This window comes from Sediminibacterium ginsengisoli (assembly GCF_900167075.1).
GTDB lineage: Bacteria > Bacteroidota > Bacteroidia > Chitinophagales > Chitinophagaceae > Sediminibacterium > Sediminibacterium ginsengisoli.
Window position 1 is genome coordinate 290,552 of record NZ_FUWH01000001.1, and the last position, 23,531, is coordinate 314,082.

At 46.6% G+C, this 23,531-nt stretch carries 22 protein-coding genes; 10 read left to right on the forward strand and 12 right to left on the reverse strand.

What is annotated here, in order from left to right; translation table 11 throughout:
• Positions 1-14: 14 nt before the first annotated feature.
• Entirely contained in the window at positions 15-404 is a 390-nt protein-coding gene (locus B5D42_RS01445; RefSeq protein ID WP_078829638.1) for an HIT family protein, read from the forward strand.
• A gap of 3 nt (positions 405-407) precedes the next feature.
• Here B5D42_RS01445 and ruvC read toward each other — a convergent pair whose 3' ends face one another.
• A complete protein-coding gene (gene ruvC / locus B5D42_RS01450) occupies positions 408-965 on the reverse strand; it encodes a crossover junction endodeoxyribonuclease RuvC (protein ID WP_078829966.1) in 558 nt (185 codons plus the stop codon).
• A 104-nt stretch (positions 966-1,069) separates the two neighbouring features.
• On the opposite strand from ruvC, the gene B5D42_RS01455 reads away from it, so the two are divergent.
• Both B5D42_RS01455 and B5D42_RS01460 read left to right on the forward strand, forming a co-directional pair.
• Complete coding sequence (locus B5D42_RS01455) at positions 1,070-2,068, forward strand: lysylphosphatidylglycerol synthase transmembrane domain-containing protein (protein WP_176112871.1); 999 nt, start codon at positions 1,070-1,072, stop codon at positions 2,066-2,068.
• Positions 2,065-2,856 carry a DUF3108 domain-containing protein gene (locus B5D42_RS01460; protein WP_078829640.1) on the forward strand — a complete coding sequence of 264 codons (792 nt, stop codon included), beginning with the start codon at positions 2,065-2,067 and terminating at the stop codon, positions 2,854-2,856. The genes B5D42_RS01455 and B5D42_RS01460 overlap by 4 nt, the downstream gene beginning before the upstream one ends.
• A gap of 180 nt (positions 2,857-3,036) precedes the next feature.
• Here B5D42_RS01460 and B5D42_RS01465 read toward each other — a convergent pair whose 3' ends face one another.
• The 8 genes from B5D42_RS01465 to B5D42_RS01500 all read right to left on the reverse strand — a co-directional run bounded on the left by B5D42_RS01465 (position 3,037) and on the right by B5D42_RS01500 (position 8,534).
• A complete protein-coding gene (locus tag B5D42_RS01465; RefSeq protein ID WP_078829641.1) occupies positions 3,037-3,333 on the reverse strand; it encodes a type II toxin-antitoxin system RelE/ParE family toxin in 297 nt (98 codons plus the stop codon).
• Entirely contained in the window at positions 3,333-3,578 is a 246-nt protein-coding gene (locus B5D42_RS01470; protein WP_078829642.1) for a type II toxin-antitoxin system ParD family antitoxin, read from the reverse strand. Before B5D42_RS01470 ends, B5D42_RS01465 begins: the two co-directional genes overlap by 1 nt.
• Positions 3,579-3,655: 77 nt before the next feature.
• Entirely contained in the window at positions 3,656-4,036 is a 381-nt protein-coding gene (locus tag B5D42_RS01475; RefSeq protein ID WP_139366937.1) for a hypothetical protein, read from the reverse strand.
• A gap of 151 nt (positions 4,037-4,187) precedes the next feature.
• The gene (locus tag B5D42_RS01480) at positions 4,188-5,057 is read right to left on the reverse strand and encodes an MBL fold metallo-hydrolase (RefSeq protein ID WP_078829644.1); all 870 of its coding nucleotides are present in this window, start codon (positions 5,055-5,057) and stop codon (positions 4,188-4,190) included.
• Positions 5,054-6,373, reverse strand: coding sequence for an MFS transporter (locus B5D42_RS01485; RefSeq protein ID WP_078829645.1), 1,320 nt, complete (start codon positions 6,371-6,373; stop codon positions 5,054-5,056). The genes B5D42_RS01480 and B5D42_RS01485 overlap by 4 nt, the downstream gene beginning before the upstream one ends.
• Positions 6,374-6,468: 95 nt before the next feature.
• Positions 6,469-7,269 (reverse strand): undecaprenyl-diphosphate phosphatase, encoded by an 801-nt coding sequence (locus B5D42_RS01490; RefSeq protein ID WP_078829646.1) that lies wholly within the window; start codon positions 7,267-7,269, stop codon positions 6,469-6,471.
• 82 nt (positions 7,270-7,351) lie between these two features.
• Positions 7,352-7,600: a DUF3098 domain-containing protein gene (locus B5D42_RS01495; RefSeq protein WP_078829647.1), complete on the reverse strand. Its 249-nt coding sequence runs from the start codon at positions 7,598-7,600 to the stop codon at positions 7,352-7,354.
• Positions 7,601-7,658: 58 nt separating this feature from the next.
• A complete protein-coding gene (locus tag B5D42_RS01500) occupies positions 7,659-8,534 on the reverse strand; it encodes a cell division protein FtsX (RefSeq protein WP_078829648.1) in 876 nt (291 codons plus the stop codon).
• Between the two features lie 215 nt (positions 8,535-8,749).
• Here B5D42_RS01500 and leuS point away from each other — a divergent pair, with 215 nt between their 5' ends.
• Entirely contained in the window at positions 8,750-11,503 is a 2,754-nt protein-coding gene (gene leuS, locus B5D42_RS01505) for a leucine--tRNA ligase (protein WP_139366938.1), read from the forward strand.
• Position 11,504: 1 nt separating this feature from the next.
• Here the strand turns inward: leuS and B5D42_RS01510 are convergent, their stop codons facing one another.
• Positions 11,505-12,596, reverse strand: coding sequence for a DUF4932 domain-containing protein (locus B5D42_RS01510; protein ID WP_078829650.1), 1,092 nt, complete (start codon positions 12,594-12,596; stop codon positions 11,505-11,507).
• Between the two features lie 187 nt (positions 12,597-12,783).
• Here B5D42_RS01510 and B5D42_RS01515 point away from each other — a divergent pair, with 187 nt between their 5' ends.
• From B5D42_RS01515 to B5D42_RS01535, 5 genes are all read left to right on the forward strand, one after another.
• Positions 12,784-13,839, forward strand: coding sequence for a sensor histidine kinase (locus B5D42_RS01515; RefSeq protein WP_078829651.1), 1,056 nt, complete (start codon positions 12,784-12,786; stop codon positions 13,837-13,839).
• Complete coding sequence (locus tag B5D42_RS01520) at positions 13,836-14,543, forward strand: LytR/AlgR family response regulator transcription factor (RefSeq protein ID WP_078829652.1); 708 nt, start codon at positions 13,836-13,838, stop codon at positions 14,541-14,543. Before B5D42_RS01515 ends, B5D42_RS01520 begins: the two co-directional genes overlap by 4 nt.
• A 94-nt stretch (positions 14,544-14,637) precedes the next feature.
• Positions 14,638-16,833, forward strand: a complete 2,196-nt coding sequence (locus tag B5D42_RS01525) for a S9 family peptidase (RefSeq protein WP_139366939.1) — start codon at positions 14,638-14,640, stop codon at positions 16,831-16,833.
• 130 nt (positions 16,834-16,963) lie between these two features.
• Positions 16,964-20,101, forward strand: coding sequence for a S41 family peptidase (locus tag B5D42_RS01530; RefSeq protein WP_078829654.1), 3,138 nt, complete (start codon positions 16,964-16,966; stop codon positions 20,099-20,101).
• A gap of 51 nt (positions 20,102-20,152) precedes the next feature.
• Positions 20,153-20,857, forward strand: coding sequence for a peptidoglycan DD-metalloendopeptidase family protein (locus tag B5D42_RS01535; protein WP_078829655.1), 705 nt, complete (start codon positions 20,153-20,155; stop codon positions 20,855-20,857).
• Here the strand turns inward: B5D42_RS01535 and B5D42_RS01540 are convergent.
• Positions 20,854-21,501: a Rossmann-fold NAD(P)-binding domain-containing protein gene (locus B5D42_RS01540; RefSeq protein ID WP_078829656.1), complete on the reverse strand. Its 648-nt coding sequence runs from the start codon at positions 21,499-21,501 to the stop codon at positions 20,854-20,856. The two genes, B5D42_RS01535 and B5D42_RS01540, sit on opposite strands and share 4 nt — an antisense overlap.
• 73 nt (positions 21,502-21,574) lie before the next feature.
• On the opposite strand from B5D42_RS01540, the gene ruvB reads away from it, so the two are divergent.
• The gene (gene ruvB / locus B5D42_RS01545) at positions 21,575-22,612 is read left to right on the forward strand and encodes a Holliday junction branch migration DNA helicase RuvB (RefSeq protein WP_078829657.1); all 1,038 of its coding nucleotides are present in this window, start codon (positions 21,575-21,577) and stop codon (positions 22,610-22,612) included.
• A gap of 56 nt (positions 22,613-22,668) precedes the next feature.
• Here ruvB and B5D42_RS01550 read toward each other — a convergent pair whose 3' ends face one another.
• The gene (locus B5D42_RS01550; RefSeq protein WP_078829658.1) at positions 22,669-23,367 is read right to left on the reverse strand and encodes a response regulator transcription factor; all 699 of its coding nucleotides are present in this window, start codon (positions 23,365-23,367) and stop codon (positions 22,669-22,671) included.
• Between the last annotated feature and the right edge of the window lie 164 nt (positions 23,368-23,531).

The following is a 23,531-nucleotide window of genomic DNA, read 5'->3' on the forward strand; positions in this document are numbered from 1 at the left end:
TCTAAAAAAAGGTCATGACTATATTTTCCAGGATCATTGCGGGCGAAATCCCTTCTTATAAGATTGCCGAAAATGAACATTTTTTTGCATTCCTGGATATTTTCCCGCTGGTGAAAGGCCATGTGCTTGTAGTGCCTAAAACTGAAGTGGACCAGTTTTTTGATCTGCCCGAGAGTTTCCTTTCCGAATTCCTTACGTTCGCAAAACCTGTTGCCAAAGCCATCGAAGCTGCATTTCCCTGTAATCGCTGCGGGATCAGTGTGGTGGGGCTGGAAGTGCCGCATGCCCATATGCACCTGCTGCCCATCAACAGTGCCGATGATCTGAATTTCACACGTCCCAAGCTGAAATTGTCCGAAGCTGAACTGAAGGAAGTACAGGCAAAGATCCTCGCTGCACTCTAGTGTTTATTTTTTGACACGGTCCGGGTTCTTCAGTATAAAATCATCCCAGCCCTTTGCACCTTTTGTATTCAGTTTTACCGGTGAACTGCACTGGTAATGATGGCAGAGCGCAACTGCCAATGCATCCGTAGCGTCGAAGTACTGCGGTTTTTCTTCGATACTGAGAATACGCTGGAGCATCTGCCACACCTGGTCCTTGTCGGCATTGCCATTCCCTGTGATGGATTGTTTTACTTTTTTGGGCGAGTATTCCGTAATGTCGAGCCCTGCCTGCATGGCTGCCGCAATGGCTACGCCCTGCGCCCTTCCGAGCTTGAGCATACTCTGTACGTTTTTTCCGAAAAACGGTGCTTCAATCGCAAAGCTGGTGGGCCGGTATAGTTTTACCAGTTCACTTACCTTAGTATGGATCATCTCCAGCCGCGCATAGATGTCTTTCTGCTGCGTGAGTTTCAGCACATCCATCAGCAGTACACGGGGCTCAACTGTGGCACTCAGCAGTGCAAATCCCATTACCTGCGTACCCGGATCTATTCCCAGTATGATCTCTGCTTTCTTCATTGCGCGGTGAAAATACGAAAAGAGTATAAGCCGCCGGTCCAGGGGATGGCCTGCTTTTTTATATATGCGTAATTCCACCGTTCTTTGTACGTATAAGCTGCATTTTGACGAAAAAACTGAAAATATTCCTTAACTATTTTGTCGGACCTGTGCTCTTTCTTTGGCTTTCCTATTCCATCTATCACCAGGTGAAGAGCCAGGGAGATGTACAGCAGTCCTGGCACCTGATCCGTTCGGCCTTTACGGGCGAACAGAACTGGAAGCTGCTGCTGGCACTTCTGCTCATGCCGCTGAACTGGGGCATTGAAGCAGAGAAATGGCGCTTTCTCGTAAAGGACATTCAAAAGGTTTCATTCTTCAAAGCATACCGGGCCATATTTGCAGGCCAGGCCATCGCGTTCAGCATGCCCAACCGGGTGGGTGAATCTGCCGGACGTTCGGTTTATCTCGACGAAGGAAACCGCATCAGGGGCATTGCGCAGTCGCTCGCCGGAAGCATGAGCCAGATCATTGTAACATTCGTACTGGGCATCGCCGGTCTTTATTACACCAGGGCATATATACTGGATGCAACCCATCAGCTGGAAGGATTGTCAGTATTCTGGCTCGACGGATTGATCTATGCGCTCACAACAGGCATTACTTTATTTATTGTAGTGTATTTCAGGATCTCCTGGTTTGTACAACTGATAGAAAAAATACCCATTGTGGCCCGGCATCGTTTTTTTATAGAAAAGCTGGAAGGGCTTCATTGGAAAGAGTTAACAAAAATTTTACTACTTTCTGCTGCCCGATACGTTGTATTTGTAGGGCAATATGTTTTATTGCTGCAGGTATTTGAAGTAGGAATTGGTTTTTCAACCGCGATACCCTTGATCTGCGTAATGTTCCTGGTGATGGCTATTATCCCAACCATTGCACTGGCAGAACTTGGGTTCAGGGGGAAAGTGAGTATCATGCTATTCGGGATGATGAGTGCAAATACCTTAGGCATCATTGCAACGGCTGCCGGTATCTGGATTATTAACCTGATCATTCCGGCAATCATCGGAACTGTATTTATACTGGGATTAAGATTGTTCAGAAATAAACAGACAACGTGAAAAAAACAGTACTCTTCATACTATTGTTCATCGGACTGAAACCGCTGTCTGCAGGAGACGAGTTCTGCGGCATCAGGAATACTTCCTTCAGGGACGGTGAAAGTATTTCCTTCAATGTATTTTATGCGGTAATGGGCATTTACATCAATGCCGGTAACGCCAATTTCTCCGTTTCATTATCCGAAATGAATAACAAGCCTGCGTATCATATTGTAGGAACGGGTAGTTCCAATACCAGCTACGACTGGATCTTCAAAGTTCGCGACAGGTATGAGTCTTATATCGATACCGCCACGCTGCAGCCATTGAAATTCATACGGAATATAGAAGAAGGCAGCTTCAAGAAATACGAGAACATCACTTTCAATCAGACTACCAATACCGCTGTTACAACAGATGGTGTTTTCAAGGTTCCCAATTGTATACAGGATGTGCTGAGCGCCGTTTATTATGCACGCAATATCAATTTCAATAAATACAAAGCGGAAGATAAGATCCCGTTCAATATGTTCCTTGACAACGAGGTATACAGTTTGTACATCAAATACCTGGGTAAGGAAACCATCAAGACCAAGTACGGAAAATTCAGGGCGATCAAATTCAAACCCTTACTTGTAAAAGGTACTTTGTTTGAAGGCGGGGAAAAAATGACCGTTTGGGTGAGTGACGATGAGAACCATATTCCATTACGCATTGAAAGCCCGATCGTGGTGGGCAGCGTTAAAGTGGATATGATGCAGTATCGCAACCTCCGTTATCCGCTCAGTTCAATGATCAGCTTCAGGTAGCGTTAAAGGCTTTGCGAAGGTTGGGGCATCCGTGATCCCACTGTTGGCTTAGCCACTACAACTTCGATTAGCCGAAGCCTAATTACAAAAGCCGGGTAGAATTCTCCCGTTTAAACGGGACTGACGGGACAGTTTCTTTCGCACAACTTTTGAAAAACCAATGTTGTACGAAGCGGAGTGTTATTCTGTCAAACGGCTTTCAATGTCCATTCGCTGGTGAAGTATTCTGATAATTTCGATATCTGTTGCGGAAATTTGCCGATAGAAAATCAAATGTGACTTTACTTTTGAACAGCGGTATTTGTCACGTAGATGAGAAAAGTCTTTGCCTGATTTCGGATTATCCGATAAATATTCTATTTCGTCGAAAATCAGGTTAATATATCTGTCCGCCTGTTCCAGCGACCATGTCTCGAAGGTATAAAGCCAGATATTTTTAAGATCATTTGCGGCTTCGACACTTAGCTTGTGTCCCATTACTTCACATATTTGTCATGAAGGTCCTTGATGAATTTCTTCCGATCCACTTTAGGAAGAAAACCAGACTTCTCTCCTTTTTTCAACTCTTTAATAAGTTCAGTTTTCTGTCTCTCCTCTTGCTCAAAGAGTCGTAATGCTGCTCTTACAACTTCACTCGCGGACGAAAAGCGGCCACTGTCAACCTGGCGGGATATAAAGTTGTCGAAATAGTCACCCAACAAAATAGAAGTATTCTTTGGCATAACATCTGATTTTCAAATCAAATATACCAATTATTGGTATTGTATCCAAGTTTGAAAATGTCCGCCTTTTCGTACAACTATAGCATTACCGTATGACTGATGGAAAGAATTCTGTCCGTTTCCGTTTTTTCCGTTTCTGTATTCCATGTTCTTAACCTGGAACGTTTATAAATGATGCGGCAGATCACCAGCACCATGATGCAGGCAATAAAAAGGCCGCCTGCCAGTCCGGGGATGATGGAATTGAAATAGTTGATACTCCAGTAACTGCAGAAAACAACAGAAAGGGCGGATAAAATTCCGGAGAATGCGGCGATCATTGCGTTACCGCCGCGGTTGGCGATCTCTATGCGGGCGTTGCATACCCCGCAGTTGATAGCGGAAAAGTTATGCAGCATCACGAAACGCTTGAACGGTATCCGGGATCCGCAGCCCGGACATCCTGATACATGGTTCATGGATATTGGATTTTAAAATAACAATAGGATACATTAAAAGTACAACTGCATTACCATGAATACAACAGTGAAAACACCGAATTTTCTTCGGTGTTTTCACGGATAATATCCGGTGATTACATGGGCGGATCACTACATAGAATGTAGTGTACTATAACGTAGAGAGGTCGAAACAGCTGTTGGCACGGATGCCTTTTTCTGTTACCTGGAGTGTGCAGCATTCGTTAACGGCATCATGTTCGAAGTAAAGAACATAGTTATTATCTGCCGCCTCCTGCAGGAAACTCTTCTTTTCCTGTAGTGTTGTAAGCGGGAACATATCATATGCCATTACATAAGGAAGCGGGAGATGACCTGTTGAAGGCAGGAGGTCTGCCATGTATACGATGGTCTGCTCTTTATACCGGATCTGCGGCAGCATCATTTTATCGGTATGGCCGTTTACAAACCGGATGCTTATATGATCTGTAAAGGGTACACTCATCAGTTTCCCGTCTGCATCAAATGCTGCATCAGGTGTTTCAATGAATTTCAGCTGGCCGCTTTCTTTGATGGGCAGGATATTGTCTTTCAGGAAAGATGCTTTCTCGCGGTCGTTGGGTACGGTGGCCCATTTCCAGTGGTCTTCATTGCTCCAGTAAGTGGCATTGCGGAATGCGGGTACGAGTTTGTTGCCCTGGCGTTCTATACTGCCGCCGCAATGATCAAAATGAAGATGGGTGAGCAATACATCGGTGATATCGTCTTTACTGAAACCAGCTGATTTCAGTGATCTTTCGAGGGAATGATCTCCGTGCAGGTGATAATGACTGAAGAATTTCTCATCCTGCTTATTGCCGATGCCGGTATCTACCAGGATCAGCCGGTTGCCTTCTTCAATCAGTAAACAGCGCATGGCCCAGGAGCATAGGTTGTTCTCATCGGCTGGGTTCGATTTCTGCCAGATACTTTTCGGAACTACGCCGAACATGGCACCGCCGTCGAGCTTGAAATTACCGCTATGTATGGTATGAAGATTCATGAATGAGTGAGTTTAGAACGATTTCTTTGTGTAGCTGAAGCGTAAACCAGCATGGCAAACCCAAGCGCAAAAAATGCAACCAGGGCAAGCACCGAATTGCGCTGTGAGCCGGTCAGTTCATTGATATAGCCAAAGCTGAACATCCCGATCACGATCGCGATTTTTTCGGTTACATCGTAAAAGCTGAAAAAGGAAGTGGTGTCTTTTGTTTCGGGCATCAGCTTCGCGTAGGTACTGCGGCTGAGTGATTGTATCCCGCCCATTACAAACCCTACCAGCGTTGCAAGCGAATAGAATTCATATATGCCATCTCGGGGCAGCATATAACCGATCACACATAATACGATCCATAAAGCAACCATTACCATCAGCGCCCGGAAATTGCCGATACGGTCGGAAAGCTTTGCTGTTAAATAAGCGCCCGGAATGGCTACGAGTTGTATGATAAGGATAGAGATGATCAGGTTGGTGGTAGGGATATTCAGTTCGCTTTTGCCATACAGTGTAGCAGCCAGCATTACGGTCTGAACACCCATATTAAAAAAGAAGAAAGCGCCGAGATAACGTTTCAGAACCGGCAGATGTGTTAGCTGTTTCCATACCTTGTTCAGCTCTTTATAACCATTGGTGAAAATGCTGCCTTTGTTGCCTGATCCGGCAGGCTGGCTCTTAGGCAGGCGGCTCAGTGAGAACTGGCCGAAACCCCACCACCATACACCTACCAGCAGAAAGGAGATCTGCGAAGCTTTACCCGTTGTGATCCCGAAAGTATCCGGCATCAGCACAAACACGAAACAGATCACCTGCAGGATCACACTACCGATATAACCCATAGAAAAACCTTTCGCACTCACTTTATCCTGGTCTTCAGGCGCTGCGATTTCAGGCAGGTAAGAATTATAGAATACAAGACTGGCCCAGTAACCAATACAGGCAACGATCATACAGATCAGGCCGTAAGCCAGGTTACTGCTGTTATAAAAGAACAGGGCGCAGCAGGCAATGCTTCCCATGGTACAGAAAAAACGGAGAAAGCTTTTTTTGTTGCCTTTATAATCTGCTATGGAAGAAAGGATCGGCGAGATAAGCGCTACCACAAGAAATGCAACGGCCAGCGCATAGTTATATAAAGATGTGTTCACGAATTCCCGTCCGAAAAGTTTTACCGTATCGTTCGCTGTTGCATCGTTGCCATCCCCGGTAACAGCTTCAAAATAGGCAGGGAAAATGGTGGATGTTATAACGAGGTTGTACACGCTGTTGGCCCAGTCGTACATAGCCCAGCCCGTGATCACTTTTTTGGAAGCGGTTTTCATCAATTCAGTTTTGATTGATTAAATATAATCCATGTTGGCTATTCTGCACAGCCACCCCCTGGCGAAAGAGACCATTCAACCGGTGATGATCATGATTATTTCAGATTGCCGGTCAGGATCAGTCCCAGCAGGATCAGCCCTACGATCACCCTGTACCAGCCGAACAGTTTGAATCCGTATTTCTGCAGGTAACCGATAAAGAAACGGATTGCCAGCAATGCCACGAAGAATGCCACCAGGTTGCCGATGCCCAGCAATACCAGGTTGTCTTTGTTCTTAAGGATCTCCGGGTGTTCTTTCATCGTTTTCAGCAGCTTGTAACCGGTGGCTGCTGCCATTGTGGGTACAGCCAGGAAAAACGAGAATTCTGCCGCCAGGTTGCGGGTCAGCTTTTGCTGCATACCGCCGATAATACTTGCCGCACTCCGGCTGGTTCCCGGGATCATGGCCAGGCACTGCCAGATGCCGATCAGGAATGCTTTGGAAAGACTGATATTCTCTTCTCGTGTTACCGTTGGCGCGCTTTTGAAAAGCTTATCGATGAACAACAATACGATCCCTCCTGCCAACATGGTACTGGCAACCGTAAGCGGACTTTCAAGCAATGCGTCGATCTTGTCTGAGAACAGGAAACCCAGCAGCAGTGCCGGGATTACGGCCACGATGAGTTTAATGTAAAAATTCCATTTGTTGAGCGGGAAGAACTTCTTCCGGTAATAGACTATTACAGACAGGATGGCGCCCAGCTGAATGGCTACTTCAAAAAGCTTGGTAAAATCATCTTCCGCAATGCCCAGGAATGAACTTGCGATGATCATATGGCCGGTTGATGAAATAGGGAGGAACTCTGTGAGCCCTTCGATAATGGAAATAACAATACACTCAAAAATGCTCATGGGGTGGAATTATGTATCAGTAATGTATAAAAAAAGCGGTGTTGCCCACCGCTTGCTGTTATTTTCAGATTAAATGTATGTATTAATTGGCTTTTGGCTTCTTGAAGATCGCATAAACTTCAACCAGCAGTCCAAGCACGATCAGGATCGGCGCTACGGTAATGCGGGTGCTGCTGTACACTTCTTTATAATCAAATACATTCGGGTCCTGGCTTTTGCCACCGCTCATCAGGAAGAATCCCAGTATGATGATGATTGCACCAATACCCATCCACATCAGGTTGTCTTTGGTAAATAAAGGTGCGGTCGTATTTGTTTTCTGTTCGCTCATTATTGATAATTATAAGATTTGCAAGATAAGGGGAAAGCCTTAATCATGAAAGTCGTTTTTAATACAGATCGTCCAGCTTCATTTTCAGGTATTTGATCACGCTCCGGTGGGTGCTGTACACCGAGATCAGTACACCCAGCAGGATCAGTCCGCCGAACAGGATCAGCGTCAGTTTGATATCCCGGATCGCTTTCAGCGGCGGGAACTGGCTTTCTGCCCAGCTGATCAGGGTAAACAATAGTACAATCGCAATGCCCGAACTGATGAGTCCGTTCACCAGGGCCCTGATATTCAGCGGCCGGGCAATAAAACTCTGCGTGGCACCTACCATCTGCATGGTCTTGATCAGGAACCTGTTGCTGAACATGGCCAGGCGGATCGTATTGTCGATACTCACGATCACGATCACACACAGTGCAATGGCTACCACCAGGAAGATCAGCCCGATCCTTGCAGCACGCTCATTGAGGCTGTTCACGAGACTGGAGGGATATTGTAATTCGGTAAGCTGGTTGCCGTATGCCGCCATCAGCTCGGAAGAAATCTTTGAGAGGCTGTCCGGGTTCACATAATCCGCTTTTGCGTAAAAATCGATGCTTTCCGGCAGCGGGTTCACATCCAGGATCTTGGCCCAGTCTTCATTGTTTTCCTTGTTCCAGATCTTTTTGGCCGCTTCTTTATCAATATAAGCCACATTCCTGGCATAAGGCTTCGATGCTATGAACTGCTGGATCTGACCAATAGTGTCTTTGTTGAGGGTACGGAGATAAGCGCTGAGCCTGATATCTTCCTTCAGGGTATTGCCAACCGATTTGATGTTCAGGAAGAACCAGCCCATGATACCCATGATCAGTAAAACAAGGGCTACACCCACAATGCTGTAGATATAATTGGGTTTACTGCGCTTGAGAGATGATTTGCCTGCTGCTGCCATGAAAATCTTTTTTTACTTCGTGCGAAAAATGCTGTCCAACGCCGAGGACAGTGAAATGCAAATGTAGGCTTTTGAAGCCTAAACACTTACATTTGCAGCCACTCTAACGATCAATTTGCTTTTGAAAATATAGCATTCCTGCCTTAATTGGGTTAAAGATTTGTTAGAATCCGCCTGGCAGCAGTTTACAAAAATTATAAACGACAGTTAGTATCATGGAATACAGTTTCAGGGATATTGAAAAAAAATGGCAGCAGAACTGGAAAGAGACCGGCATCTACCAGGTAGATAATAATAGCAGCAAGCCTAAATACTATGTGCTGGATATGTTCCCTTACCCGAGCGGCGCGGGCCTGCATGTAGGGCATCCGCTGGGTTATATCGCTTCGGATATCTACAGCCGTTTCAAAAGGCTGAAAGGCTTCAACGTACTTCACCCGATGGGGTACGATGCTTTCGGTCTGCCTGCAGAACAATACGCCATCGAACACGGGATCCATCCGGCTGTAAGTACGGCCAGGAATATCGACACTTTCCGCAAACAGCTGGATAATATCGGGTTCTGCTACGACTGGAGCCGCGAAGTGCGCACATCGGACCCGGCTTATTACAAATGGACGCAGTGGATCTTCCTGCAATTATTCAAAAGCTATTATAACCGCACTGCCGCCAAAGCCATGCCCATCACGGAACTGGTGAAGGAATTTGAGCAGAGCGGTAACCAGTCTCATCCCTGCCCGGGCGATGAGAGCATTCAGTTCGACGCAGCCGGATGGGGCAGTTACAGTCCTGCCAGGCAGCAGGAGATCCTGATGCATTACCGGCTTGCTTTCTGCGGTTACGGTGAAGTGAACTGGTGCGAGGCCCTGGGAACCGTGCTGGCCAATGATGAAGTGGTGAACGGTGTGAGTGAACGCGGCGGATATCCCGTAGTGAAGAAAAAACTGCGCCAGTGGTATCTCCGCATTACCGAATATGCAGACCGCTTGTTACAGGGGCTCGAAACCATCGAGTTCAGCGATGCAATGAAGGAAATGCAGGGTAACTGGATCGGGAAAAGCTCAGGGGCAGAAATCTCATTTGCTCTGGCGGATACCAACGCTTCACTGATGGTATATACAACGCGCCCTGATACCATTTTTGGTGTTGATTTCATGGTGGTTGCTCCCGAGCACGAACTGATCGAAAAGATCACCACACCTGAACAGCGCCAGGAAGTGGAGGCTTATATCACTTATGTAAAAAGCCGCAGCGAACGCGAACGCCAGGCTGAGAAAAAGATCAGCGGTGCGTTTACCGGCGCTTATGCTCTGAACCCTTTCAACGGAAGAAAAATCCCGGTCTGGATCTCTGAATATGTGCTTGCTGGATATGGTACCGGTGCCATCATGGCCGTACCCTGCGGTGATGAACGCGACTTCAGATTCGCGCAGCATTTCAGTATTCCGGTTACCAATATCATCGGCGAAGCATTCAATGGCAACGAAGCCAATCCTACAAAAGACGCCGTTTTATCCAACAGCGGTTTTCTCGATGGTATGGTAATGCGTAATGCGATTGAAACAGCTATTAACAGGCTGGAGGAAATGGGCATCGGTAAAAGAAAGGTCAATTATAAAATGCGCGATGCTGCGTTCAGCCGCCAGCGCTACTGGGGTGAACCTTTCCCGATCCAATGGAAAGACGGAACTGCCATTCCGCTGGATGAAACAGAACTCCCGTTGCTGTTACCTGAAGTAGACAGTTACAGCCCCGGTCCTGAAGGTGAAGGCCCGCTGGCCAATATACCGGAATGGGTGGCAAAAGAACTGGAAACGAATACCATGCCTGGTTATGCCGGTTCTTCCTGGTACTTCCTGCGTTATATGGATCCGCATAACAATGAAACATTCTGCAGCCGCAAAGCCAGCGACTACTGGAACCAGGTTGACCTGTATATCGGCGGCACGGAACATGCTGTAGGACACCTGCTTTACAGCCGTTTATGGACCAAAATATTGTTCGATCTGGGGCATATCGGTTTTGAAGAACCATTCCGCAAACTGCTGAACCAGGGAATGATCCAGGGCTCGAGCCGTTTTGTATACCGGGTGAGGAATACAAAGAAATATGTTTCCGCAGGTCTTGCAGCACAGTATGAAACAGACAAGCTGCATGTGGATGTGAATATGGTGGATGGTGTGGAACTCGATACGGAAGCATTCAGGAAATGGCGTAACGGAGAATTTGCAGAAGCGGAATTTGTACTGGAAGACGGTAAATATATCTGCGGCGTAGAAGTGGAGAAGATGAGCAAATCCAAATTCAACACTGTGAATCCGGATATGCTCGTAGAGAAATTCGGGGCCGATACATTCCGTATGTACGAGATGTTCCTGGGTCCGGTAGATCAGAGCAAACCCTGGGATACAAAAGGTATTGAAGGTGTGCACCGGTTCATTAAAAAACTCTGGCGACTTTTCTTCGATGAAACAAAAGGCAAGATCTGGACCGAAGAAAAAGCAACGCCGGAAGAGCTGAAGATCCTGCATAAAGCCATCAAAAAAACGGAAGACGATACCGAACGTTTCAGTTTCAATACAGCAGTGAGCGGTTTCATGATCTGCGTGAACGAGCTCAGTGATCTGAAATGCAACAAACGCGAGATCCTGGAGCCATTGCTCATCTTGCTTGCATCCTATGCGCCGCATGTTTCCGAAGAATTATGGCACCAGCTTGGTAACGAAGGCTCTGTACTCGATGCGTCTTACCCTGCGTTCATTGCAGAACATGTTGCGGAATCAGCAAAGGAATATCCTGTAAGCATCAATGGCAAAGTACGCACCAGTATCAGCATCTCGCTCAGTGCGGGCGAAAATGAAGTGCAGGAGCTGGTACTTGCCAATGAAACTGTACAGAAATGGCTGGAAGGGAAACCCCTTAAAAAATTCATTTTTGTAAAGGGCCGTATGATCAACGTGGTTATATAAACTACGGGTTCTTTGCCAGATAGTCTAGCATCACCGGGAAGAAAGCATTGAAATCGGCATACTTCTCTGTGCCGAGATATTCAGTCCAGATAAAAGGTGCGAGTTTTTTTACATAGATGAAATCACTCGCATCTTCTTTACTGATCGTTTTTTCATAGGCACGGTAGCTTTTATATTTCCTGAAAAGGCAGGCTACCACGGAACGGACTATGTTTTCGTTCAGGCAATATTCCCAGTTGGAGATATTGTTCCTTTTCATGCCTTCATCCTCCCCGTTAAATAAGGACGACAGGCTATTCACTTTTGCTTCGTATTGTTTCATTGCATCATTGATCATGATATGACTGCCCTCATGCCATAGCAGGTGATAGATGGTTTCTGTTCCTGCAGTAAAACGGGGCTGACCGTGAATGGAGGCGGTGTCGTTGAAATAACCGGTTTCATAGGCTACATAATCTTTGTACCCCGGATTAATGTTGTTCAGGTTGGTAATCGCATGCGCCCCCCAGTTGTTCAGGGGTTCGATGCCGATATACAGGTGTGCAGTATGTTCTGTTTTGTAGAAACCGGTGAGCTTGGAAACCGAAGCACTGTCTTCAATTTTTTTGTAAAGATCGGCACTCCACTTTTTGTATTGTGGTTCATGCGAAGAATAGAACTGCCAGAAATTCGCGTCTTTGTAAAATTGTTTGACCAGTTCAAGATACTGTAATACCGAGTCCCTTCCGTAATGCCTGAACCAGTTGGGGACTTCGGGCCTTGTGAGCCGGATGTCAGGGAAATTGTCGAAAGCCCAGCCCAGTTCGGTAAAATCGGTATAGATACTTTTTTTAAAACTCCTGATCCATTGCACCGCCGGGTGGTTGACATATGGAGCGAAATATTGCTTCATCTCTTCGTAATAGGCAGACGGCGTTGATTTCGGATACTTATCTGCCAGCAGCTGCACCACCGACATCAGCTCACAACCGGGATGAACGTAAACGGTAAGATTACTGTTGGCTTTGGAGCCATAAGGAAGCGGTGTATGTTCCTGCGCATGAACACGGGTGCAAAACGAGAGTAAGGCAAAAAACGATAAAAGCTGTTTCATAACAATGATTTTCGTGCAAGCTTTATTTTTTCATTTCAGCAGTAACAGCCAGATTGACAACGGTGTTTGTTTTATTGATAAAAGCCGCCGTAGTTTTCGTCAGTAAAAAAGAGGTTTTGATGGATGGAAAAAAGCTGTTGATAAAATATAATCCGGCCAGCAGGAACTGTGCAGTAATTTCAGGCTTATGTTTCTGAAACGTAACAACATGGCATGGCTGCATGTGCTGTTCTGGTGTGTGATCTTCATCAAGCGGAATATCCTTGTACTGGATGCATCCGGCCTTTCTTTTGATACCGGCGCATACATCGCTTCTTTCTCATTAAAAAAACTGCTGATAGAGTTAGGGTATACCAGTATTAATATGGTTGCGTTTTATGCCACTTACTTTGCAGTAAGACGTGCCATAGTAACCAGGAAGTTTTTGTACTGGCCGCTGATGATTATAGCAGTATGGGCTTTGCTGGTCCTGTACAGGGCCGCACTCGAGTTCGGTATATTCAAATCGTTACTGCAGTACGATAATTACAGGCATAACCTGCATTTCAGCTGGCGGTACTTTATCCCCAATGTAATCATGTATTACTGGGAATATATGATCTACGGCCTTGCGCTTGCTTTTTTCATGCACTGGCAGCATACGGAAAAGATGCGGCAGCAGGAATACGCTGCCATGAAGGAAGCTGAACTTTCATTTCTGCAATCGCAGATCAATCCGCATTTTTTATTCAATACCATCAATGATATCTACGCATTATCGCTGAAGAAATCCGACCAGGCACCTGAAGCCCTGATGCAGCTTTCGGGGTTGCTGCGTTATGCATTGTACGATAATAAGCAGCAGGCTGTTCCGTTGGAAAGGGAACTGGATTATATCAAAGATTACCTCGCACTGCAACGGGTCGGATATGGCCAGGCTTTTTATATCCATGAACAATACCAGGGAAATATGGAAAGCTGGCAGTTGCCGCCGATGCTGCTACTGCCCTTTGTTGAAAACGCCTGTAAACACGGGATCGTGAATGATGCTTCATCGCCTGTAAACATCTCACTGCTTGCAGAAACAGGCGAACTGTATTTTTCAGTGACCAACCGCATCGCCACCGGCCGTAAAGATGCAACGGGCGGGATCGGGATCGATAATATCAGCAAAAGACTGGAATTGCTATACCCTGATAAATATCGTTTGCAGATCAGTAATACGGATGATATTTTTACAATCGACCTTATCCTGTATAAATGAACCTGTCAGTTATCATAGTAGACGATAAACCGCTCGCCGTTGAGATACTGGAAAGCTACCTGCAGAAGATCAGTTTTGCAACGCTGGCAGGAAGTTTTACCAACCCGCTGGAAGCACTGGCATTTATAGAACAGAACAGGCCTGATATCGTATTGCTGGATATACAGATGCCGGAGATCACCGGCGTTCAGCTGATGCGGATGGCGGGTAGTCATAGTCGCTATATTCTCACAACCGCTTACGCGGAATATGCAGTGGAAGGCTTTGACCTGGAAGCTGTTGATTACCTGCTGAAACCTGTATCCTTCGACCGGTTCTACCTGGCCATGCAGAAAGCGAAAAATCTTTTTGCCGCAGTTCCGGAAATGCCAGTACAACGTGAAGTACAATCCGCGAAAGATTTTATGTTTATCAGAACGGACAGGAAGATCAGAAAGATCAATTATGCGGATATCCTGTTCATAGAAGCAAGACAAAACTATATCGAGATCCATACCCCGCAGGAAAAAATGATGGCGCTGCAAACCATGAAACAGGCCATGGATACACTGCCGGTAACCGGCTTTATGCGGGTACACAAATCCTTCATTGTAAATATAGCTGCCATCGACGGCATTGAACAACATATCATTTCAATGGGCAATGCGCGGATACCGGTGGGAGAAGCATACCGCACAGAGTTTTACAGAACGATCGGAGTCTGATTCACCGGGAGAACGGCAGGTTGCCGGTTTTCGTGTAAAAACAGGCGCTTTTATCAATACTCTCTTATCTTCACTCCCCTAAAACATGAAAAACATGAGAACCTCAAGATGGCTCCCTGTTGCGATCGCAGCAGTTGCTTTTGTGCAGGGGTACGGGCAGAAAAAAGAATTCAGCACCGCAGACCTGCTTGCCGGAAAACTGCCCAAAAACCTGATCAACCCGCTTCCGGCTATAATTAAATGGGTAGACGATGAGCATGTGATATTAAGGCAAAGCATCCATCCTGATTCTGCTGCTAAAAATTATGTGCTTGATGTTAAAACCGGCAGCATGACCGAAACCCAGGAAGGCGGTGGCGGTTTTGGCAGGGGTGGAGGCCGTGGCGGCTTCGGAGGGGGAACCGGTACCGGCAAAGTAATTGTATTCAAAGACAATGATCTTTTTTTCATCCAGAACGGTACAGAGAAAAGACTGACCAATGACAAGGATGAAGAGAAAAATGCAACTTTCTCTCCTGACAGCAATTATGTTGCGTATACAAAAAACAACAACCTCTACACCTATAACCTCGCTGCAGGTAAAGAAACCCAGCTTACTACCGACGGCACGGCTACAACCCTCAACGGTTATGCAAGCTGGGTATATTTTGAAGAAATTTTCGGAAGGGCAACGCGTTACCGCGCTTTCTGGTGGAGCCCGGACAGTAAGAAACTGGCTTACATGCGCTTCGACGAAAGCATGGTGCCGATGTTCCCTATTTATGTGAACGAAGGGCAACATGGTTATATTGAGCAGACACGTTACCCGAAACCAGGCGATAAAAATCCTGAAGTAAAAGTAGGGATCGTAAATCCGGATGGCGGCAGTACAACCTGGGCTGCGTTCAACGACAAGGACGATCAGTATTTCGGCTGGCCCATGTGGCGCCCGGGCACCAATGCACTCTGGGTGCCCTGGCTCAACCGCGATCAGAACAACCTGAAAATGTACGAGGTGAATACTTCTAACGGTTCAAAGAAAATGATCTTTGAAGAAACGCAGAAAACCTGGATCGACCTGGACGATAAAGACCGCGTAACCTTCCTGGCAAACGGTAAGCAGTTCATCATGCAGAGCGATAAAACCGGCTGGGCACATCTCTATCTGTACAACAACGACGGTTCTCTGAAAAACGCCATCACCGAAGGAAAATATACCGTAACCGGTGTTAAGCTGATCGATGAGAAGAACGAAACGATCTATTTCACCGCACGTGGCAAGGAAAATACTGCACACACGGATCTGTACAGTGTAAAATTCAACGGAACAGGATTCAAACGTCTCACATTCGGCGATTTCAATCACGCGCAGACCAATCTCTCACCTAACGCGAAATACTTCATCACCACTTATAATAATGCTGCTACTCCAAGTAAGATGGCGCTGGTAGACAATAACGGCAAACTGGTGAAAGAACTCGGTAGTGCAAAAGGCGCTGAAATGGACAACTACAATATGGCGAGAACAGAGCTGGTGCGGATTAAAAGTGATGATGGTCTGTACGAACTGCCTGCACTGGTTACCTGGCCGCTGAATATGGACCCGAATAAAAAATACCCGATGCTGATCAGTGTTTACGGCGGGCCTAATGCAGGTAATGTATGGGATTCCTGGACCTGGAGCGCCAGCCGCCAGTTCTATGCATCTGAAGGACTGATCCAGGTGGCATTCGATCACCGCGCGAGCGGCCATTTCGGAAAAGAAGGGGTTAATTACATGCACCGTAACCTGGGTTACTGGGAAATGGCAGACTACAAAGCCATGGCCAAATGGTTCATCGCCAAAGGCCAGGCAGACCCGGCGAAGATCTGTATCACCGGCTTCAGCTATGGTGGTTACATGAGCTGTTATGCGCTTACTTACGGATCAGACGTGTTTACACATGCAATGGCTGGTGGCAGCGTTGTAGACTGGAGCCTTTACGACAGTCACTATACCGAGAAATTCATGGGTACTCCGCAGAATAATCCGCAAGGGTATAAAACAAGCAGTGTCTTGTCTTATATAGACCAGTACAAAGGCATGCTGCAGATCGTACACGGTACAAGTGATGATAACGTGCACATGCAGAACAGCATGCAGCTGGTCAGTGCGCTGGAAGACAAAAAGAAAGACTTTGAATTCATGTTATATCCGGGCGGAAGGCATGGCTGGAGTGGCGCTAAAAACGACCATTTCACCAATCTGAAAACGAAATTCGTTTATAAATACCTGCTGGAGAAGCCGGTTCCGAAAGCGCTTTTAAGATAAGTATGACCCTGTCATAGATTGAGCCGCAATAACATCCCGTTATTGCGGCTTTTTTATTCACCATTCATAACATTCGGTTTGGGGCTGAGAAACCGAGTCGCTATATTGTAGAAAAACCAAAATAATACGCATGAGCAGAATTTTAATGATGCTGACGGCCTGTTGTTTGTCGGCAGCCGTTACCGCGCAACAGCCCGGCACTTATTTTCTTTCCAGCCCGGCATTAACCCCTGACGGAGAAACCGTGGTATTCAGCTTTGAAGGTGATCTCTGGAAGGCAGGCGTGAAAGACGGACAGGCTACAAGGCTTACCGCCATGCAGGGGTATGAGAGCAATGCAAGGATTTCGCCCGATGGTAAATGGATCGCATTCACGGGCAGGCAATACGGCAATCCGGATGTGTTCATTATGCCGCTTGCCGGCGGTGAGATCAGGCAGCTCACTTTTCACAGCGCATCGGATGACATGAACAGCTGGAGCTGGGATAGCAGGAGTATTTATTTCACTTCAAACCGCGCCGGTCAGCAGGCTGGTTATACAGTGGGTATCAATGGCGGCACACCGAAAAGGGTATTTGGCGATCACTTTTTCCAGTACGATCATGCGTTAACAGAGCATCCGCTTACGGGAGAGATCTTCTTTAACGATACCTGGGAAAGCAGCAACCAGGCTACCCGTAAAAAATACCGCGGCCCGTTCAACCCGGATATTCAGTCTTATAATCCAAAAACAAAACAGTACAAAAAGTATACAGACTGGGATGGTAAAGATTTTGGAGCCACCATCGACCGCAACGGAAACCTGTATTTTATTTCGGATGAGGCAAACGGGGAATATAACCTGTACACAATGGACAAAGGCAAAAAGACAGCCCTGACCAATTTTCCCGCTTCCATCAGAACACCGGTGGTAAATGCCAACGGTGGTTATGTTGTGTTTGAAAAAGAGTATCGCTTGTGGTTGTATGATGTAGCTTCCCGTAAATCCAGATTGCTGGATATAAACGTATTGCGCAATAATGTATTGCCTTCGGAAAAGGACTATGATGTGCGCAACAGCATGACCAATTTCGATGTTTCTCCCGATGGGAAAAAACTCGTATTCACTGCAAGAGGTGAATTGTTTGTAAGTGATGTTGACGGTAAATTTGTAAAACAGCTGAACAAGGGAAATACAGAAAGGGCCAGGGAAGTAAAATGGATGAGCGATAACAGGACCATCGTATTCAACCAGACCTCGGGCGGTTTCCTCAACTGGTATACGATCACGGCCGATGGTTCAGCACCTGTTAAGCAGCTGACATCGGACCTGCGCAATAACCGTGCAATCGCGTTAAACAAGGCAAGAACAAAAGGTGTATACCTCAGCGGCCGCGACGAAGTTCGTCTGCTGGATCTGAAAACAGGTGAAAGTAAAACGCTCGCCAAAGACGAGATCTGGGGCTTCCAGAATTCAGACCCCGGGTTCTCGCCTAATGATGAATATGTTGTTTTCACTGCGATCAGGAATTTTGAACAGGACATCTTCGTGCATCATATAAAAGATAACAAAACCATCAATCTCACAAAAACCGGTGTTACCGAAGCGAGTCCCGTATGGTCGCCCGATAGCCGTTATATTTATTTTATTTCTGCCAGGACCAAACCTTCCTATCCCTTTGGTATGCAGAATCCGCGCATCTATCGTATGCCGCTGGAAAAGATAGACGAGCCGTACAGGAGCGATAAGTATGAGGATATGTTCAAACAGGAAAAGAAAGACACCACGCGCAAAGACACAACAAAAAAAGCACCTCCTGTTGTGGCCTCCATCAATATCGATACGGATAAGATCATGGAAAGACTGGAGCAGGTTGGGCCATCGTTCGGTTCGCAGTATTTGCTCACTGTTGTGCAGAAAGGTGAGAAGACCGTTGTGCTGTTCGTAAGCGATCACGCAGAAGGCCGTTCCGCTTTATGGAAAACAACATACGAGCCATTTGAACAGCCTAAAACTGAAAAGATCAATGGCACCGATGGCATGGGTGCAGACTTTGCCGAAGGCGGCGATAAGACCATGCTGCTGATGAATGGAAATATCTATAAGCTGAATATCGATCTGAGCAGAACTGATCCCGTTGTGATCAGCAATGTATTCAGGCGTAACCTTGCCGGCGAGTTTACACAGATCTATGAAGAAGCATGGGCGCAGCTGGATGAAAATTATTATGATGAGAAATTCCACGGTGCCGACTGGCCTGCACTTAAAAAGAAATATGGCGCTTTCCTGCCTTACCTGAATAACCGCGGCGATCTGCGCATATTGCTGGCCGATCTGCTGGGCGAGCTGAACTCCTCGCACCTGGGCTTCACTTCCAACGGTTCTGAGGAAAGCGTGATTCTGTCCAACCGAACCATGGAAACCGGAATCGTGTTCGATAATAACGATCCTTATAAAGTCAGCTATATCGCAAAACGCAGCAATGCAGATAAAAAAAGCATTGATGTGAAACCGGGTGATATCCTGGTAAAAGTGAATGACGAAGCTGTCAATCGCGAAATGGACAGAAACTATTATTTCAGCAAACCTTCGATAGATAAAGAGATGAGGTTAACGTTCAGTCGCAATGGCGCAGAGTACCAGGTTAAGATACATCCGCAGGTTACACTGGGTAGCAACCTGTACGATGAATGGATCGACAATAACCAGAAACGTGTTGATGAAAAAAGCAATAACAGGATTGCATATCATCACATGAAGAATATGAGTACAGATGAACTGGAGAAATTCCTGCTGGATATGACACAGGATCTCTACAGCAAAGATGCCCTGATACTTGACCTGCGTTACAATACAGGCGGTAATGTGCACGATGAAGTACTGAAATTTCTGAGCCAGCGTTCCTACCTGAAATGGAAATACAGGGAAGGCAAACTGGCAAACCAGTCAAACTTCGGCCCTTCGGATAAACCGATCGTTCTGCTGATCAATGAGCAATCGCTGAGTGATGCGGAAATGACTGCGCAGGGTTTCAAATCCCTGAAACTGGGCAGCATCATCGGAACCGGCACCTACCGCTGGATCATTTTCACAAGCGGTGCAGGGCTTGTTGACGGTTCATTTGTAAGATTACCGGGCTGGGGCTGTTATACGCTCGATGGTAACGATCTCGAGAAAACCGGTGTAGAACCTGATATCAAAGTGCCGATGGGTTTTGAAGACAGGCTCAATAAAAAAGATCCGCAGCTCGACAGGGCGATTACAGAAATCATGAAACAGTTAAAATAATCCGGATCTTTATCCGCCCAATAAGCGACACGAATTATTTAACCGGTATTCATGAATGATATTAAAACTGCTATCAGTCCGGTAGCAAAAACCATAAAGCAGGTGGTTCCGTTTGATCCTCAGACGGACCACCTGCTTTTATTTGATCTTACAGCAGCCAATCAGACACTCACACCGGAAATGGTTGGTGATACAGCCCTCTTCAGTAACTATATCAACAGTAGGCTTAAAGCAGCCGGCGCAACCTACGGTATCGGCGGCTATAATGAACACAGAACGGTATATGCAAGAAGCGGTCTGTTCGATGGTGCCGGGGAGCCGCGTCGCCTGCATCTGGGCGTTGATATCTGGGGCGCTGCCGGAACACCCGTACATGCACCGGTTGATGGAACCATTCACAGTTTTGCCAACAACGAAGGTTATGGTGATTATGGCGCGACCATTATCCTGCAGCATGTTATCGGTAATTTTGTTTTCTACAGCTTATACGGTCATCTTTCCGCAAAAGACCTGTTGCATCTAAGAACCGGCCAGGTCATCAATGCCGGTGAAAAAATCGCACATTTCGGGAAACCTGAAGAGAACGGCCAGTGGCCGCCGCACCTGCATTTCCAGCTGATGCTTGACATGCGTGGTTACAGTGGTGATTATCCGGGTGTATGTAAATTTTCAGAACGGAGCGAATGGCTGGCCAATAGTCCGGATCCGGACCTTTTTTTACAAATGATGCAATACGCGAAACCTGATCAGTACTAACGAAATTGATTGATCTCTGTAGAACTGATGATCCTCGATCCTGTTTCTGTAAGCGCAACGTGCACCATGCACTTTGCAATAGCGGTTGCAGGAACACCCCGCAGCACAGGAAATACTTTCTTCAAAAAGGGATCAAGCCAGGTTATTACCCGTTGCATCAGCTTTTCACTGCTTCGTTTTTCTGTACGGTTGCCCAGTATCAATCCCGGCCGGAAAATAAAAAGGGAAGGAAAACTGCAGTTGCGGAGGTCGGCTTCTAGTTGCGCTTTAACGCGGCTGTAGAAAAAGGCAGACTTTGCAGAACTGCCTGCAGCAGTAATAACCAGGAATTTCTCTGAGCCTGCTTCTTGCTGAAGCCTGGCAATTTTCAGCGGGTACAAATGATCAGCCTTGCTGAACTCTTCTTTACTGCCTGCTTTTTTAATAGTAGTACCCAGGCAGCAGAAAACATCCGTTGCTTTTACTGATGAAGTAATGGTGTCATAATCTACCTGGATTTCTTCCAGTTTGCTATGAATAATACCGGATGCGCGGCGGGTATAAATGATCACTTTGCTGTAGGCAGGGTTGTTCAGCAGTTCTTCCAGCAGCAGGCCGCCGGTAAGGCCGGTTGCACCAAGGACCAGGGCAGTACGATCTTTCATATCTTTAAAGCTACTATTCTAAACGCTTATTTCGTAAGGATTCTCCCTGCGGAATTCAGTAATTTTGTGGTCTATGGCAAATAGTAACCTGAACAGCGACGCACAGGGATTAACCTCGGCGGACAAAGAGTTCGAAAACTCTATCCGGCCGCAGGAGATCGATGATTTCTCCGGTCAGCCCCAGCTGATCGAGAACCTTTCCATTTTTATCAAAGCGGCAAAGATCAGGGGCGAAGCGCTGGATCATGTATTGTTTCATGGCCCTCCCGGTCTGGGTAAAACAACACTGAGCCGGATCGTAGCCAACGAGCTGGGCGTGAACATTAAGGAAACTTCCGGTCCGGTTATTGAAAAGCCCGGCGACCTGGCGGGGTTGCTGACAGGTTTGCAAGCCAACGATGTTTTATTCATAGATGAGATTCACCGCCTGAGCACTGTGGTGGAAGAATACCTTTATGCTGCCATGGAAGATTTCAGGATCGATATTATGATCGACAGCGGCCCCAATGCCCGCAGTATCCAGATCAACCTGAACCCGTTTACGCTGGTAGGCGCTACTACACGAAGCGGTTTACTTACAGCGCCATTACTATCCCGTTTCGGCATCAAATCGAGGCTGGAATATTACAACTCGGACGTTTTACAGAAGATCATACTGCGCAGCGCAGCTATATTGCAAACGCCTATCACCAGCGATGCCGCAGGGGAAATTGCAAGGCGCAGCCGCGGTACGCCAAGGATCGCAAACGGATTACTGAGAAGGGTAAGGGATTTTGCGCAGGTATTGAACGATGGCAACATCGACCTTGGTATTACCCAGCATGCACTAAAAGCATTGAATGTGGATGAACACGGACTCGACGAAATGGATAACCGCATTCTTGCCGCCATCATCGATAAGTTCAAGGGCGGACCTGTTGGCATCACCACCATAGCAACAGCGGTGGGCGAGGAAGCCGGTACCATTGAAGAAGTGTATGAGCCGTTCCTGATCCAGGAAGGCTTTCTCCAGCGTACACCCCGCGGCCGGGAAGTAACAGCCAAAGCATACAGTCATCTTGGCCGAAAACCGTTCAGCGGAGGCAGCCAGCCAGATATGTTCAATATTTAAAAAGAAAGGCAGCGTTCAATACGCTGCCTTTCTTTTTATGCTTCTGATCGGACCTGTTATGGAGCTACCAGCCTGAACCCGTTACCGTGAATATTCACGATTTCGATTTCGCTGTCTTCTTTCAGGTATTTACGCAGCTTGGCAATATATACATCCATGCTTCTTCCGTTGAAATAGGTATCGCTGCCCCAGATCTTTTTCAGGGCACGTTCACGCGGAAGCAGGTCGTTTTTATGTTCGGCCAGCATTTTCAGTAATTCGTTTTCCTTGGGCGATAAAGTTTGTGTTTGCCCGTCGTGCTTGAGTTCACGCAGTTTAGGATTGAAGTGGTATTTACCGAGATCGAACTCAACATTGTCGCTCACGCGGTTCTCTTCTTCATTCCTTTTCAGGATGGCGCGGATCTTGAGCAGCAGTACTTCGCTGTCGAAAGGTTTGGTGATATAATCATCGGCGCCGAGTTTATAGCCCTGTATGATATCTTCTTTCATCGTTTTGGCGCTGAGGAAGAAAAGAGGAATATCGGGGTCAACATCACGGATCTCTTCTGCCAGTGTAAATCCATCCATGTTGGGCATCATTACATCGAGCAGGCAGATGTCGAACTTTTCACGCTGGAAAGCGGCAAGGCCGAGCCTTCCGTCGCGCTCAAGCGTAACATCATAATCGTTCAGCTCCAGGTAATTTTTCAGTACCATTCCAAGGTTCGTATCATCCTCGCATAACAGGATCTTATATTTCTTTTTATCGTCCATGATTCTAATATTTATGTCAAATAAAGATAATTCATTGTGACTTCATTTCCTACGGCCGGCAATCTTTTGTTAAAAAGGCTCAGTGGTTCAATGGCTCCCTGTAATAAACATGCCAGCATGTATTCTCTGCCTCAAATAACTTAAATTCATTTATTTGCAGTTAT